This window comes from Micromonospora qiuiae (genome assembly GCF_016863555.1).
GTDB classification, from domain to species: domain Bacteria; phylum Actinomycetota; class Actinomycetes; order Mycobacteriales; family Micromonosporaceae; genus Micromonospora; species Micromonospora qiuiae.
This window is the reverse complement of record NZ_BOPC01000085.1, coordinates 1-14,452: the sequence shown is the minus strand read 5'-3', so window position 1 is coordinate 14,452 and position 14,452 is coordinate 1. Positions and strand designations below refer to the sequence as shown.

General features: G+C 67.6%; 13 protein-coding genes and 2 pseudogenes. 13 read left to right on the top strand and 2 right to left on the bottom strand.

Annotation, left to right across the window (positions count from 1 at the left end; all coding sequences use genetic code 11):
* Positions 1 to 376: 376 nt before the first annotated feature.
* Positions 377 to 1,396 (bottom strand): helix-turn-helix domain-containing protein, encoded by a 1,020-nt coding sequence (locus tag Vqi01_RS24915; protein WP_239098644.1) that lies wholly within the window; start codon positions 1,394 to 1,396, stop codon positions 377 to 379.
* A gap of 832 nt (positions 1,397 to 2,228) precedes the next feature.
* On the opposite strand from Vqi01_RS24915, the gene Vqi01_RS24910 reads away from it, so the two are divergent.
* The 11 genes and pseudogenes from Vqi01_RS24910 (at position 2,229) to Vqi01_RS24860 (ending at position 10,074) form a co-directional block, all read left to right on the top strand.
* Positions 2,229 to 2,513 (top strand): hypothetical protein, encoded by a 285-nt coding sequence (locus Vqi01_RS24910; protein ID WP_204037277.1) that lies wholly within the window; start codon positions 2,229 to 2,231, stop codon positions 2,511 to 2,513.
* Positions 2,510 to 2,713 (top strand): hypothetical protein, encoded by a 204-nt coding sequence (locus Vqi01_RS24905; protein ID WP_204037276.1) that lies wholly within the window; start codon positions 2,510 to 2,512, stop codon positions 2,711 to 2,713. Before Vqi01_RS24910 ends, Vqi01_RS24905 begins: the two co-directional genes overlap by 4 nt.
* Positions 2,706 to 3,059 carry a hypothetical protein gene (locus tag Vqi01_RS24900; RefSeq protein WP_204037275.1) on the top strand — a complete coding sequence of 118 codons (354 nt, stop codon included), beginning with the start codon at positions 2,706 to 2,708 and terminating at the stop codon, positions 3,057 to 3,059. Before Vqi01_RS24905 ends, Vqi01_RS24900 begins: the two co-directional genes overlap by 8 nt.
* A gap of 27 nt (positions 3,060 to 3,086) precedes the next feature.
* Positions 3,087 to 3,951, top strand: a pseudogene (locus Vqi01_RS24895) (IS5 family transposase).
* Between the two features lie 36 nt (positions 3,952 to 3,987).
* Positions 3,988 to 4,383 carry a hypothetical protein gene (locus tag Vqi01_RS24890; RefSeq protein WP_204037274.1) on the top strand — a complete coding sequence of 132 codons (396 nt, stop codon included), beginning with the start codon at positions 3,988 to 3,990 and terminating at the stop codon, positions 4,381 to 4,383.
* 97 nt (positions 4,384 to 4,480) lie between these two features.
* A complete protein-coding gene (locus Vqi01_RS24885; RefSeq protein WP_204037273.1) occupies positions 4,481 to 5,269 on the top strand; it encodes a hypothetical protein in 789 nt (262 codons plus the stop codon).
* Positions 5,266 to 5,913: an AAA family ATPase gene (locus Vqi01_RS24880; protein WP_204037272.1), complete on the top strand. Its 648-nt coding sequence runs from the start codon at positions 5,266 to 5,268 to the stop codon at positions 5,911 to 5,913. Before Vqi01_RS24885 ends, Vqi01_RS24880 begins: the two co-directional genes overlap by 4 nt.
* Positions 5,885 to 6,334: an NUDIX hydrolase gene (locus Vqi01_RS24875; protein WP_204037271.1), complete on the top strand. Its 450-nt coding sequence runs from the start codon at positions 5,885 to 5,887 to the stop codon at positions 6,332 to 6,334. The genes Vqi01_RS24880 and Vqi01_RS24875 overlap by 29 nt, the downstream gene beginning before the upstream one ends.
* 305 nt (positions 6,335 to 6,639) lie before the next feature.
* A complete protein-coding gene (locus Vqi01_RS31035) occupies positions 6,640 to 7,476 on the top strand; it encodes an NUDIX hydrolase (protein ID WP_239098643.1) in 837 nt (278 codons plus the stop codon).
* Positions 7,477 to 7,756: 280 nt separating this feature from the next.
* A complete protein-coding gene (gene lexA, locus Vqi01_RS24865) occupies positions 7,757 to 8,410 on the top strand; it encodes a transcriptional repressor LexA (RefSeq protein WP_204037285.1) in 654 nt (217 codons plus the stop codon).
* Between the two features lie 184 nt (positions 8,411 to 8,594).
* A pseudogene (locus tag Vqi01_RS24860) lies at positions 8,595 to 10,074 on the top strand (NF041680 family putative transposase).
* Between the two features lie 41 nt (positions 10,075 to 10,115).
* Here Vqi01_RS24860 and Vqi01_RS24855 read toward each other — a convergent pair.
* Positions 10,116 to 11,345, bottom strand: a complete 1,230-nt coding sequence (locus Vqi01_RS24855; RefSeq protein ID WP_204037270.1) for a PIN domain-containing protein — start codon at positions 11,343 to 11,345, stop codon at positions 10,116 to 10,118.
* Between the two features lie 850 nt (positions 11,346 to 12,195).
* On the opposite strand from Vqi01_RS24855, the gene Vqi01_RS24850 reads away from it, so the two are divergent.
* Positions 12,196 to 12,855 (top strand): helix-turn-helix domain-containing protein, encoded by a 660-nt coding sequence (locus tag Vqi01_RS24850; RefSeq protein WP_204037269.1) that lies wholly within the window; start codon positions 12,196 to 12,198, stop codon positions 12,853 to 12,855.
* A 255-nt stretch (positions 12,856 to 13,110) separates the two neighbouring features.
* Complete coding sequence (locus Vqi01_RS24845) at positions 13,111 to 14,043, top strand: DUF2637 domain-containing protein (RefSeq protein ID WP_204037268.1); 933 nt, start codon at positions 13,111 to 13,113, stop codon at positions 14,041 to 14,043.
* Positions 14,044 to 14,452: the final 409 nt, after the last annotated feature.

The following is a 14,452-nucleotide window of genomic DNA, read 5'->3' as shown; positions in this document are numbered from 1 at the left end:
CTCGCATCCTCCTCGGCGGCTTTCAACACAGGCTGACGTAGAGCAACTGGCGGCAAGGGTGACAGGCACAGCCCGTGGCTGACGCGCAGGGGTTCGGACGGGGACGAGTTCGATCTCGATGGCGAGGACGCCGAGAGCTTCTGGATGTCGGCGGGGCGGCGTCGCAGTAGGGGGTCGCCAGCCGACTTCATGAGCTGGGATCACTGGTCCGTCGGGTGGTTCTGACGGACCTGTGTCAGCGTTGTCGTCAGGGCTGCCGGGGCCCGCACATGGGCGGCGGCCGGCTTAGTACTCCCGCTCGTAGAGCAGGCCCTCGGCGGCGTCTAATGGCACATCGCGCCTGCCGATCGGGTGGCCAAAGTGCTCCGGTGGCGGCTCATTCGGCTTTGGCGTCATTCCGGGTGTGCTCTCGGGTTGTCGGGGTTCGGCGGGTGCCGTGCCGGCGGGTGCGGACGGTGCGGTCGGGGTGTCGTACCAGGAGGGGATTTCCCCGGCTGCCGCAATGACGGATGCGGCGAATGTTCGTACGGGGCATGGGTTCTTGCCGCACCTTGCGCATGCCGCGGTCGCGGTCGGGTGGTGGCGCTGGTACAGCTCGACGGCGGTGGTGTGTGTCAGGGTGCCGCGCAGCGTGGGGATCGGGCGATGCATTACGGCCCTCCCTCTCGTCTCGGCGGTAGGACGCTGGGCGTATGCGGTTCGCGTGGTGAATCGGGGTGGCGGTGGGCCTGTGGGCGGCAGCCAGGTGGTCATGTGCGCCGGGAATGAGGTTGTCTTCGGGGTTGTCGAGAAGTAACCAAAAGCGGGCTTTGGCGTGGCTGTCGGCGGCGGTGAGGGCCTGGTCCAGCACCGACTGCTCGTCGAGCGCGGGGGTGGTCTGGTGCTCCCAGCTGGAAACGGCTGCGATGGCGACGCCGAGGTGTTCGGAGAACGCGCGCAGGCTCATTCGTAGCGCTTCGCGTAACGCGCGGACCTCCCGTGTGGTCCACCGGCCGACGACGGCCTGCCCGCACCCGCACGCAGCCGGACAGGCCAGCACTGGAGAGATGGGCGGGGCTGATGGTGTCCTGGCCTGCTGGCGTCCCTGGTCGCGTGCGTGATCTCGTTGTGCTTGGAAGTCCTGTACGAGCGCCCGGACCTGGTCCGACATGGCCAGCAGTGCTCCCCGTGCGCCCAGGGCAGCGTCGGCGTTGCGCCAGAAGACGCGGGTGGTGTTGTCCCGGCCGACTTCGACGTTGGCGATCTGGCTTCGGGAGTAGCGAATGAGCTTGGCAAGATCGACCTGTCGCAGCCCGGCGACGGCACGCCACTGGGCCAGGTGCCGGCCAAGTTCTTTGCGCGCTTCGGCTACGTCTGTGGGGGTGATTCCGCCTGCCGTGCCGAAGCGGCGGGGCACCGGAGGCATGTGCTGGGCCAGATGTGAGGGCCGTGGACTCTGAGCAGGGATCATGGCCGCTGCCGCTGTTGCCCGATCCGACGAGCCGATGCGTCGCCGACAGTCCCCGGCGCACTGATCGGGGTCAGGCTGCCTGGCTTGACGACGCCGGGGTCAATCGGCTTCCGGATCGGTCCGGCGGCCACCACCGCGAGGAGACCGGGTGGCCCGATATCCTGGCGGACGCCGGTGACCACCTCAGTGGTGCCCGGTACTGTCCGTGTCAGGCCGCGCTGAGAACGAGACATCGCGCAGACGTGGGTAGGTACCAGCGCTGTCGTCATCGCGATCCGCCTCCGGTGGCCAGATCCGCCGCTTGCGCTTGGGATGCGTGGACCTGTCCCGTCTCTCACGACCTTGAGCCGAGCGGGCAGTGCGCCTGGCTGACCGGCAAGCCGCATCCCGGACACCATCGCTGCGCACGCCTGAACAACGCGAACCCCGCCGCGAAGCCCACCAGCAGCGCCGCACACACCGCGATCCCCACTAGGAAGCCCACCGTGTACCTCCCCGACATGATCGAGCGCTGATGGCAGGCGTTCGCCGACCGACAGCTGATTGGTGGTGAACCGCTGCTCCGCCGGGATTTCGGGGAGATCGTGGACATGTACACCGGGGACTTCATCGTTGGCGTGCCGACCAACGCCACCCGGGGGTTGCAGCACGCGAGGTCGATGGTGGGGAAGGTCGCGTTCGTCAACGTGGGCTTGGAGGGGCCGCGGTCGACCACCAACCGTGTTCGCGGCGACTACGACGAGGTGATGGCGGCGTTCGGGGGTTCCTGGAGGCGGGCTTGCCGCTGTCGCTGTCGGCCGTGGTGTACCGGTCGACGCTGCACGCGTTGCCGTTCACCTATCAGATCGCGGACGTCATCGGCGCGGGCAAGCTGAAACTGATCCTGCCACTGCGCAAGGGCAACGCCCTCGATCTGGAGGAGAACGAGTTCATCAGCCTGGAGGAGGCTGGGCAGACCTTCGATCGGCTGACCGAGGCGCGGGCGGTGCACGACTGGCGGCCGGCGCTGCGGATGACGACGTGGACCCCGGACACCGAGGGGCACATGATCCTGGTGAGGTGACCGGCAAGGCGAGCGCATGGCCGGTGTACGACGCCCCGGACCTGCTGGAGCCTCTCGGCAACCTCCTGGAGGAGCCGGTGTCGGAGATCTGGGCGCGGTACCGGTTCAAGCGCAACCACTTCGCCAAGTATCTCGGTGCCAGCATCCGTACCGTGTCCAACGCCGGCGCGGCCGGGTCGGGTGGGCATGCCCGTGCGTGAGTACACGAACCTGCAGTGGCCGGAGGCGCCGTTCGGCGCCGACCAGCGTCCATTCGGCCGGCAGCGCGACATGCTGGCCGCGTTCGCTCTGGCCTGGGCGAACCAGCCCGGCGAGGGGCCGCTCCCGGTCGCGGCAGCGACCGTCTACCTCGGGGTCCGTCGGCACGGCAGCGCCTACGAGGTAAGCGAGGAGAGTCTGTCGATCGGATTCCGGGCCGATATCGTCGAGGACAGGACCGAGATACCCGAACTCCTCAGGTTGACCGACCGGGCGTTGACCCGGGCCCGCCGGCACGCGGCGATCCTGGCCGGTCACCGTCTAGGGCGTGTCCTGCCGATCTTGTAGTGGTTGATCGTTGACGATGTGCCGGTGGTGCGTCGTGGTGAGTTGACCGATGAGGCGTGGGCGGTGATCGCGCCGCTGCTGCCCGAGCCGGGCGGTGCGCGGGGGCGGTGGCGGGATCACCGGCAGGTCATCAACGGGATTTTGTGGAAGCTGCGTACGGGTGCGCCGTGGCGTGACCTGCCGGAACGGTTCGGGCCGTGGAAGACCTGCCACGAACGCTTGCGCCGGTGGACCGCCGACGGGACGTGGGATCGGGTCCTCGCGGCGGCGCAGGTGCATGACGACGGCATACCGGTGCAGTGGACGATCAGCATCGACTCGTCGATCGTGCGGGCGCATCAGCATGCCGCTGGCGCCCGCAAAAAGGGGGCTCCCCGGCAAGTGCGGCGACGCCTGGTGCGCAAGATGGTGAGGCCATTGGCCGATCCCGAGGCGGGCTGAGCACAAAGATCCACCTCGCCGTCGACGGACGCGGCCGACCGCTGTCGATCCTGCTCACCCCAGGCCAGGCCGGCGACAACCCCAACTGTTGGCGCTGCTGGACGCGATCCGGGTCAACGAGCCAGGTCCGGGCCGCCCCCGCAAGCGCCCCGATGTGCTGATCGCGGACAAGGGCTACGCCCACGACTCCACCCGCCGGGCGTTGCGGCAGCGCGGGATCCGGCACGTCATCCCAGAACGGTCCGACCAGGTTGGCCGCCGGACCGCCAAGGGCAGCGCCGGCGGCAGGCCACCAGCCTTTGACAAGGCGATCTACAAGAACCGCAACGTGGTGGAACGCTGCTTCAACCGACTGAAGCAGTGGCGTGACCTGGCCACCCGCTACGCCAAACGCGCATCCCTCTACCGGGCCAGCCTCGTCCTCATCGCTGCCATCATCTGGCTTTCATGATCGGCAGGACACGCCCTAGGCGACGATCTGTCCCGCATGGCCGCGCTCTCCACGGTGCCGCTGCGCGGTGCGGCCGGGGTGCTGGCCGCGTGGGTGAAGCGCGCCGCGAAGCAGCGGGGCATGGCGCTCATGGTGGACACCTCGGTCGAGGCCAGCGACGCCGCCGCCGAGCTGGACATGCCGCTTGAGCCACTGCCCCGCCCGCTGCCGCAATGCCCGACGTGCGCCGCCGAGACAGTCCGGTACGTGCTGGGCCGGAGCCTGGCGATCCGGTTGACAGCGGCGGTGCACGCCGGCCGCTACCGCTGGGAGGGGACCTTTCGCGTCACCGACGCCGTCGACAGGGCGGCATGGGACGTACTAAAAGTCGGCGGGACCGAGGACCACCCGCACGACACGGCCCACCCGCCGGCTACCCGCACAGCGGGGTGACGACCGCTAGCCTCGATGGCCGTCGCCCGCGACGTACCGGGGACGGCGGTCAGCCTGGCCGTGACCGGTACGTCTCAGATGAAGGGATGCAGGTCTGGTGCGAGTGATCAGCGACGCCGGCGGGCCGGGCAGGATTCCCGACCGGCCGCCGGGGACGCGCCTGGTCGCCTCGATCGACGTCGAGTGGAGCAAGAACTACCGGATCAAAAACGGCAACCAGGCGTTCTGCTACTCGGTCGTCTGGCTTGCCGTACCGCTCGACGGTGAGCCGCTGGTGGTGACATCCGGGCTGCCGTTTTGGGCGACGAGCGTGTACCTCGACCGCGAGGACGAACGACCGGACCTGGTGGAGGCAGCGGCCAGTAGTATCGGCGCAGCGGCCGACGGCGCGGATCTGGTCGTCGGTCACCAGCTGTGCAGCGACCTGGCGGTGCTGGCCGCGAACGCGGGCACGGCGGCGCCGGCTGCCCTCGCCGCCGCCCGGCAGGCATGGCGCGACCGCCGAAACGCGGCCGTACGCGACCAGCGGGTGTTCGACACCCGCTTCGATGCCGGAGGCGTCCTGTCCAATACCTCACGACGGCTGGTCGACGTGTGCGGCGAGTTGGGCCTCGACGTGACGCAACCTGAGCTGGCGCGCAAATCCATGACCGCGCTCAACCGCGACTGGCTCAACAACGCCGACACCGAAGCGCGAGAACGAATCACGGTGCTGAACCTGCGGCACAGCCTGTCCACCGCGTACGTCGCGCTCCGCGCGACTGGCACGCTGACCTGGCAAACCCCGTTGAACGTCAACACCATGCTGGCCGACGGGCTCGCTGGACGGGTCGGCTGGCTCGAACACCCCACCTTCCGAGCGCTCACGAGCGGGGGACGCGAATGAGCGTGCGGGACTGCGTACTCATCGGTATCGAGGGCACGCACGCTGCGGGGAAGACCACCCTCGTACACGCCCTGACCGCCCACTACCGGCAACGCGGAGTACAGGTCGACTGCACCGGCGAGCCGGCCCGCACCAGCCCATTCATCGAAGAAATCGTCATCCACGGCAAGGGCACCTTCGACCTGGCAACCGAGGTCGACCTGTTCGCGCAACAGCTCTCAATGACACTGCGCACCGCCCGCCACAACAAACTCCTGATCTGCGACAAGAACGTTGTCAACGTGCTCGCCTACGCCCGCATGGTCCTACCAGCCGCCGACGCCAGCCACGACGCCGACGTACTCGACGCGATGGCTCACTTCTGCCGGGCCTGGGCCCCCACCTACGACGCAGTGTTCTACCTCCCGGACCGCTACCCCGACCCTGCCGACCCCTTCCGAGCCAAGGTCACCCACCTGCAAGACCAAACCGCCGAGGCAGTACGGCGAACCCACGCCGAGGTCGGGCTGCCACTGGTGGAGGTGCCAGGTGGTCTTGGCACCCCCGAACGCATCGACTGGATCGCCCGGCGGGTCGACCCGCTTCTCGCTGGTCAGCCAGCTATCCTCCGCCAGCGTGACCGCACCGCCGACCCACCCAGTTGACGTACTACTCCTCCTCACCGACGCCGACCACGTCCTCCTCGCGCTCCGCGACGGCACCGGCTACGCCGACGGACAATGGAACCTGCCCAGCGGCAAACTCGAACCCGACGAGGACGCGATCAGCGCCGTTATCCGCGAGGCCCGCGAAGAAGTCGACTTGCGGCTCTCCCCGGACGAACTACGGCTCGTCACAACGGTGCACCACCGCAACCCCTCCGGACACGCCCGCGTCGGACTCGTCTTCACCGCCGCCCACAACCCTCGCCAGCAGGGCGAACCCACCAATGCGGAACCGCACAAATGCTCCAAGATCGGATGGTTCCCAACATCGCTTCTGCCCATGAACACCTACCCGTACACCACAGCCTGTGTCCAGGCTTTCAGCGACGGACGGCCCCTCGTTCTGGACGGCTGGCGGTAATCCGGACGCCGGAGGCACGACGAAACCCGGCAAGGGACTGGAGGACCCGGTCGCGGATGCGCCGAGGCTCTCGCCGGGCTGCAGCGTCCGCAGGCGCAGCCGGAGCGGGATCGCCTGATGCAGAAGGACGCCCCAGCGGTCGTCGCCAGCGTTGTCGATCAGACGGGTGTTCACACACGCCGCATTCAGCTGGCGGACAGGCGTGGCTGAAGGTTCTTACCGTCGCCGGCAGGGTGCCACGAACGCCCACCGCCCAGTCGGCGACCCGCTGATACGGGCACCGTTGGCCCAACCGCCGAGAACAGGTGATTGTGATTGCGAAGCCGACCGTCGCCGCGCTGGCGATCATTTCCACCGCTGCGGGTGAGGTGGTGTTCGTCCGGCAGCAGCGCGGCCCGTACGCGGGATGGCTGCTGCTGCCCGGCGGCAAGATCGAGTTCGGAGAGTCGGCGCAGGACGCGGCCCGCCGGGAGGCGGTGGAGGAAGCCGACTTCGAGGCCGGCGAGCTGACACTGACCGGGGTGTACGAGATTCGCGCCGAGAATGGCTCATACCATTTCCTGATGTTCGCCTTCCACGCCGGCACCGCGACCCAGGTGACGGCCGGCGGGCATCACGTGGACGGCGTGCTCCAGGCACCGGTCGACGAAGTGCAACCGCATCCGACGGTGATGCAGATCCTCAACGACGCGGATGCTGCCCGCTACCCCGCGCGGGACATCAAGGCAGGACTGCGCCGAGACGGGATCCTGATGCGCGGGCATCTGACCGCAGCTGCGGACGCGACATCGGCGAAGCGGTTGCCGCGGCCGCAACCCGATAGCATCGGGCCGTGGAGGCGACGGCGGCAGGAAGGTATCGTCGAACAACGCTCGAACGCGCCGATCAGCGCGTCTCGTGGGAACGGTCTGACCAGGCATTCTTCGCGGCTGGAGCATGCCACATCCTGGCCTGGGTTTGCCGAGAGTCACACCTTGAAAGGTCGATCGGGATTACCGGGCTGCGTTTCGCCGCCGAGCAGCAGGTCTTCCACGTCTATGCAACCTGGAACGGCTGGGCGTTCGACCACTCAGGTTGGAACTCCGAGTCGCAACTGTTCATGGTCAACGAGGACTTCGAAGGCCGTCCACTCAAGCGTGTGACGATTGCGGCTGATCTCGCTGCTTTCTGTGCGGAGCACTACTCCCGCATGCCCGACCAATATTGGCGGGACCCGCTTCCACGCGCACGCGACTACGTGGCTCGGTACCCACCGCCCTGGGAGTCCGGCCACAGACAAACTTGAGCGGCAGAAACCCTCACGGGAACAGCATCTCCATCAAGGATGCGCCAAGCGCCGGCCACGTCTCGAAGACACATGCAGAACCGCCCACACGAACCGAGCTAGCACATGTGTTCTAAGGTTTGCGGTATCGTCCTGGGATAACCGCTCCTGATGTGCCGCCCGGTCCGGTTTCGTTGACTGACCGGCAGCGGCAGATCCTCGCCGTGATCCGTGCCTGGGTGCAGCGGCATGGCTACCCGCCGACGGTGCGGGAGATCGGCGCGGCCGTCGGACTGGGGTCCCCCTCGTCGGTGGCGCATCACCTGAAGACCCTCGCGCATCACGGCCTGATCCGGCGGGCACCTGGCGGGCCACGCGCGGTCGACGCCCGCCCTCTGGTCGACGACGATGACCCGCCGGTGAAGTCAGAAGCCCAGCGCGGGACGCGGGTGCCTCTGCTGGGAGCCATCGCCGCCGGCACGCCGATCCTTGCCGAGGAGCACGTCGAGGAGATGCTCGCCCTGCCCGCCGAGCTGGTCGGCCGGGGCACGCTGTTCGCGCTGCGGGTACGAGGCGACTCCATGATCGAAGCGGCCATCACCGACGGCGACTTCATCGTGGTCCGTCAACAGGCGGTCGCCGACAACGGCGACCTCGTCGCCGCCATGATCGACGGGGAAGCCACCGTCAAGCAGTACCGAACCCGCGACGGCCGCATCGAACTCGTGCCCCGCAACCCGCGCTACCCAATACTGCCCGGCGATCACGCCACGATCCTCGGCAAGGTCGTCTGCATCCTGCACCGCCCATGATCCCGACGACCACCGCTGTTCTCCTGCCGACCGGATAACGGAGGCGCGCGCCTGCGGTTATTACTCAGCTAACTTGAGTTTTAACCTGCTGGGCGGTGGTATCGACCCCGGCTGATCATGGGGACAGCCCTTGATCGATCATTCCTCTTGTCTAGGGAAGAAGATCAAGGATCAAGGGCTGCTGGTGACCAGTGTGCACGATGCCGGGTCGAGCGACGAGGTCGGGCGGCTGGCCGCGTTCCGGCGTGAGTTCCACCGTTGTCTGACCGCTCGTGGGGATGCGTTGTTCGAGTTGGCCGACTCACTGTTGTGCGGGGATGCGCCGGTGCGCTCGTTGGTGGAGTTGTCGCTGGTGGGTGAGCACCGTCGTGGTCACGGCTCGTTGTATGCGGCGTTGAACCGTGGCCGGATCGATGTCGATCGGCTGCGGACGGCGGTGGCGGCGGTGCCGGTGCCGCGGGCCGCGGGCCGCGGACGGGCGGATCGTCCTGGCAGTGGACGTGACCTGTTGGCTGCGGCCGGAGGCGCACACCTGCCCGCAGCGGGTACTGTGCCACACCTACGGGCGTGGGAAGGACAGCCACATCGGGGTTCCGGGCTGGCCGTACTCGTTCGTCACCGCTGTGGAGGCCGGGCGCACTTCGTGGACCGCGCCGTTGGACGCCCGGCGGCTGGCCCCGGGCGATGATGCTGCCACGGTCACCGCCGGCCAGTTGCGGGACGTGGTGCAGCGGCTGATCGATGCCAGGCAGTGGCAGCCTGGCGATCCGGACGTGTGGATCGTCGCGGACGCCGGCTACGACGGGCCCCGACTGGCGTTCCTCCTCGCTGATCTACCAGTGCAGGTGTTGGTGCGGATGCGGTCCGACCGGGTGCTGCGCCGACCCGCGCCACCCCGGCTGCCGGGCACCACCGGCCGCCCACGACGTCATGGCGGCGAGTTCATCTTCGGTGACCCGGGCAGCTGGGGCGACCCGGACGTCGCCACGACCACCGACACCCGCCTCTACGGCACCGCGACCGCACGGGCCTGGCACCAGCTGCACCCCAGGCTGACCCACCGCACAGCCTGGACCAGCCAACACGGCCCACTGCCGATCATCGAGGGCACCGTGATCCTGCTGACCGTCGACCGACTCCCATCAGGCGCCACCGCGAAACCGGTCTGGCTCTGGTGGTCACAGCCGACCGCCACCACCGTCGAGGTCGACCTGCTCTGGCAGGCGTTCCTACGCCGCTTCGACATCGAACACACCTTCCGCATGCTCAAACAGACCCTCGGCTGGACCAACCCGAAACTGCGAGACACGCACGCCGCCGACCGCTGGACCTGGCTGGTACTGGCCGTCTACACCCAGCTCCGCCTCGCCCGCACCGCCGCCCGCGACCTCCGCAGGCCCTGGGAACGCCCCGCACCAACCGAGCGGCTCTCACCTGCCCGCGTCCGCCGCGCGTTTCGGCACCTACGCGCCAAAGCCGGCTGCCCCGCCGCCGCACCAAAACCGAGCCGACCAGGCCCTGGACGACCGCCCGGACACCCCAACCGCCACCGAGCCGCCCGCCACGACGTCCACATCGTCACAGCCGCTACCAGCAACAAGCCGACCAACAGCACCAAGAAAACGAAGACCTCGAATAGCCCGAGGCCACGACGCACAGGTTAAAACTCAAGTTAGTCGCAGCCCAAAGATGCCAGGAGACGTCCCTACTTCAACGAATCCCGAGCCGTCCAGGCAGCGAGGGCCAACGTGGAGAGAGTGGAGATGAAATCGATTGGTGAGCCGGGCTGGGGGAAATCCGATGTCGCGGCGAAGACTTGCCTTGGCAGCCGGTTGGATAGGATTCGCACCGCGAACTCCTGTCGTTGGTTGACCTCCGTGCTCGGGACCCGGCTGGCTTCCTCGGCCGTAAGTGCTCGGGGCGGCTTACATCGCAGGACCGACGGGCGTGCGCCAGTCTCGTCCTGGGTCACGAGTACGCGGGCCTCCAGAGCGTTCGCCGCGGGGATGAGGTTTGGTCCGGGCAGCACCATCACGCCGGAGGCGATCAACCGGACCGTGGCCATGTACCAGTCCTGCCCGCCGATGCTGTGGGCAGTCACGTCCGAGACACCATCGAAGGTGAGCGAGGGCGAGAAGAGCCACTCCGACCCGGCAAGGATTTCCCCCGCGTTCTCGCCGTCCCCGAGTCGGGTGCAGGCAAGACCCGCGTTCATCCATCCCGAGTCGTTCTTGTGGGCGAACGTCGGCAGGTGTTCGGACAGCGCGTCCGTGAGTAGTTCGATCGAATCCTTGTCTGACAGGAGTGCAGGGAGGAATTCCGGGTCGACCTCGGCCGGCTTCGCGAAGCGCTCCACCACGGCGTCCAGGGCGATGAGGTGACAGAAGCGGTCCTCTATGCTCGCGAGGTCGCTCTCCATCGGCTCCAGGTACTCCGTGCCGTCGCCGAAGTCCTTCGTGTTCTCGCTGACGAAGTAGACCGTTTCATCCTCGTGGTCGCGTGCGTACTCGATGGCCGTCAGCCAGATTGCAGCATCCCGTGAACCGGTCTTGCCGCCCTTCTGGCCGCCCCGCTTGCACGGCGCGAGGACGTTGGACTCCCGAAAGAGCGCGGTCCGCAGTACCTCCACGCTCGGCTCGATGACCTCGACCATCTGCCGGTACATGTCTCGCCAGTGCCTCCGGTGCCGATCCGTGTCGACCTCGCGGAGGCTGGGCACTCCTCCCCACGGGACATGCCCCTTCAGCTCGTTGAGCGCCGAAGTCGCCTTAGCGTGAGCCTCGGCGTACGGGAGAGCCCGGTGTGAGACCAGTTCCTCCAAGACCACCCACGGGACAGCGACGCGGATTCCGGCTGCCTTGAGCGCCCGGAGGAGGTCGGCGGTGCTGCTGTCTGGCTTCATGCCCCAGAGGATGTTGGTGTCCAGAATGATCAAGGGTGGTGACTCCGTCCACGCCGGTCCGACTCGTGCGGGCACACCTTCTCAGATTCAGAACTCGGGTAAAGTATCGGCTTGCCGTCAGCGAGCCCAGCACATCTCGCGGCACGCGCGGCCCAGCGCGTTTCGACCAGGATGGGGCTTCCCTCGGCGCCGGGGCAGTCTAGGCGGCCAGTCGCCACCGTCAAGATCGTCTCCCGTGCGAGTCCACAAGCGTCAGGCGTGGCTCCGGCTTCCCTCTCGCCCTCATGGATTGGCCAGGGAGGCGATGCGTGTCGAATGCATTGGGCCTGTCTACCGGTGATCCCCCGGACAGGCCCCATTCAAGATCTGTACTGGCGAACTGCCGGGTGTCCGGGTCCGAGGTGTTGGACAGTCTCGGTTGCTGCGTCCCGGCGGTACCGGCTGGATCGAAGTATCGCGCACTGTTGCGAAGGACCCACGGGGCGGTCCGCGGTGAGGATGACTCGTCGGCGGCCGGCTCGCGCCGGTCGCCCGTTGCTCTGGCCGGGCCGAGACTTTCTTCGCGCGTGGCGGGGCTGGACGGCCGCTTCTCGTCTGGCTCCAGCAACTCGCCAATGCTCAGCAGACCACGATGATCATCAACACGGCATCGGCGCCGCTGATCAGCTACTACCAGGAGGCTGGCTTCGGCCTCGTCCGCCGCCGCCTTGGCGTTGCCACGTTGCACTATCCGACCGGCGACAAGAGGACGGCAGCACCATGGTGGGTGTGTCCGCCGCATCCCGCTGAGGTTGTCCCACTCAACCGCCGTCCGGAGCCAGCCGCGTCAACGTCGCTCCCGCCCTTCAAGTTGAATATGGTGCCGAGGCGGGAGGAGCAGTGAGTGGAGATCAGGACCATCAGTGGGCGACGGGCAACCAACCGCCGTGGCGCGGCCGAGTACCTGAACATTCCGCTGAACACGGTCCGGATGAAGTCCAGCCCCGGGCAGCGTGGCCAGACTGGCTGGCCTGAGCCCCTTGCCGAGCGATTCAACGATCAGGACTGGTTCGCCCTGGATGACCTGGACGCATACCGGAAGAGGTCCGAACCCGTTCTTCCTTCGCCTCCACAGGTCGATGATCCGGAGCGTGTGATCGGCGTGTCGGACTTCGCCCGCCTGAGAGGCGTAGCGCTGGAGACCGTCAAGACCTACGTCAAGCTCAGTCTGGACGACTGGATGGCCGGACGCCCTGGGTACCTGCCTCGTCCGCTCTCCCTACAGCCGCCCTATCAATGGCGTCTGGGTGATGCCGTCTCGTGGAGCTTCCCGGCCACGCGTCGTACGAGCAGCGGCCGGCCTCCGGGTCGGCGTCCAACCACCGCAGACCTTCGCCGTGTTCTAGCAGCAGCAGCCAAGGGGCAGCCGGAACCTACCGCTCGTCAGCTTGCCGCACTGCTGTCGGCGGAGTTCGACCCTCCGGTCAGCCTGCAAACGGTGTATCGCCTCGTGAAGCGGATGCGCCAAGAGAACGATGCCGCTGCCGGCCTCTCCGGCGAGTAGCAGCAACCACCCTCCGTTGTCCCTGGCGCTCGGCCTGAGGCCCCCATGATCTGCGAAGACAGGGGTGGTAACGCCCCTTGGGCAGAATCATGAGCGGGCGCACGACGAGCGCGCCGGACGATGCTCCTGAGCAACCGGCGGAGGTCGCCCATCGTTGCGCGGTCCTAATCCGCGTGGCGCCAGGGACCTTGCAGCAACTCGAATGGGGGCATCATTATATAGTTAGGCGTGGCTCGACAGCGGAAGGACGAAGACGTGCCCCTCAAGCAGCTCAAGGCCATTCGCTGGGCCGTACGCGCCACGCTCGCCCTCGGCGTGATCGCCTCCACCATCGCCAACATCCTGCACGCCAATCCGCACCCAATCAGCCAAGCGATCGCGGCCTGGCCACCCCTGGCGCTCCTGCTCACGATCGAACTGATCTCCCGCGTTCCGGTACACCGCCCCGCGCTGGCCGCTATCCGGCTCATCACCACGGCGATCATCGCGGGGATCGCAGCCTGGGTGTCCTACTGGCACATGGTCGCCGTCATCGCACGCTACGGCGAAACCGGAGCGGGCCCCTACCTCATACCCCTCACCGTCGACGGACTCGTGATCGTCGCATCCGTGTGCCTGGTGGAACTGGGCGGCCGAATTCAGGCAGCATCCACGACGTCGTCGCAAGCCGGAGACGTGCCCGGTCCACTCAAGGGTGCCACTGGCGCCACAAACAGCGGCGACCAGCCGGAGCCAGCACCGATCGCCCTGACGGCTGCACCTGGCGGATCCTCGGAGGGTGCCCCCCGGGGTCAGCGAAAGGCAGCGATTGCAGAGCAGGCGTCTAGGCCCCGTCACCCCCGACCGCACCCGACTGCACGACGCGCCGCACCCTCGAAGACGCCTGACGCATCCTCTGCGGAGCCGAGCGGCGACACTCGCGGGGTCAAGGTGCCGCAGACTGCCGATGCCTGCGCGCGCTGGGTGAGGTGCTGGATCAGCATGCGGAAGGACGGACTGGACACCGGACCAATCAGCCTCGGCTTCGAGGAGGAGGCCAGGAGACGCTACGGCTGGGGCGTCAAGCAGATTCGCGATGTACGGCACGCCGCAACAAGCGGCCGTCTGCGCGAGCAGGCAAACCTCCTCGGCGTCGACCTCCCACCCGAGTATGCTGACGAGCAAGACGAGCTGATGGTTTCCCGGTGAGCGTTTAGCCTCGCGAGACCGCCAACATCCTACTTGAGCGGCGAGGCACCCTCTCCTGGTGCCGTTGTAGGAAACCGTTCGCCTCGACCTCGACCTCGACGTCGCCATTGACGCCCACCTACCCATCGCGGCGGTCACCGTCGAGCAGGCGCGCCGTTCACGCCAGATTACGTCCGGTGCCCGGCGGGTGACCTCTCGGCCAGAGCCGTCCGCGTGTCGCGGGCCCGCCAGCGTGGGTGGCGGGGTCATAGTGACCGGGCGTGGGTCACGTGTTCGTCGAGTCGTTCGGCGGCGATAGCCAGCCAGTGGTTCGCGCTGTTGGCGTGTCGGCCGGCCATGTCGAGGTGATCGCTGCTGGCCGCGTTCGGGCTTTGGTGGGCTGGGGTGGGTAGTGCGAGGCGGAGGCGGT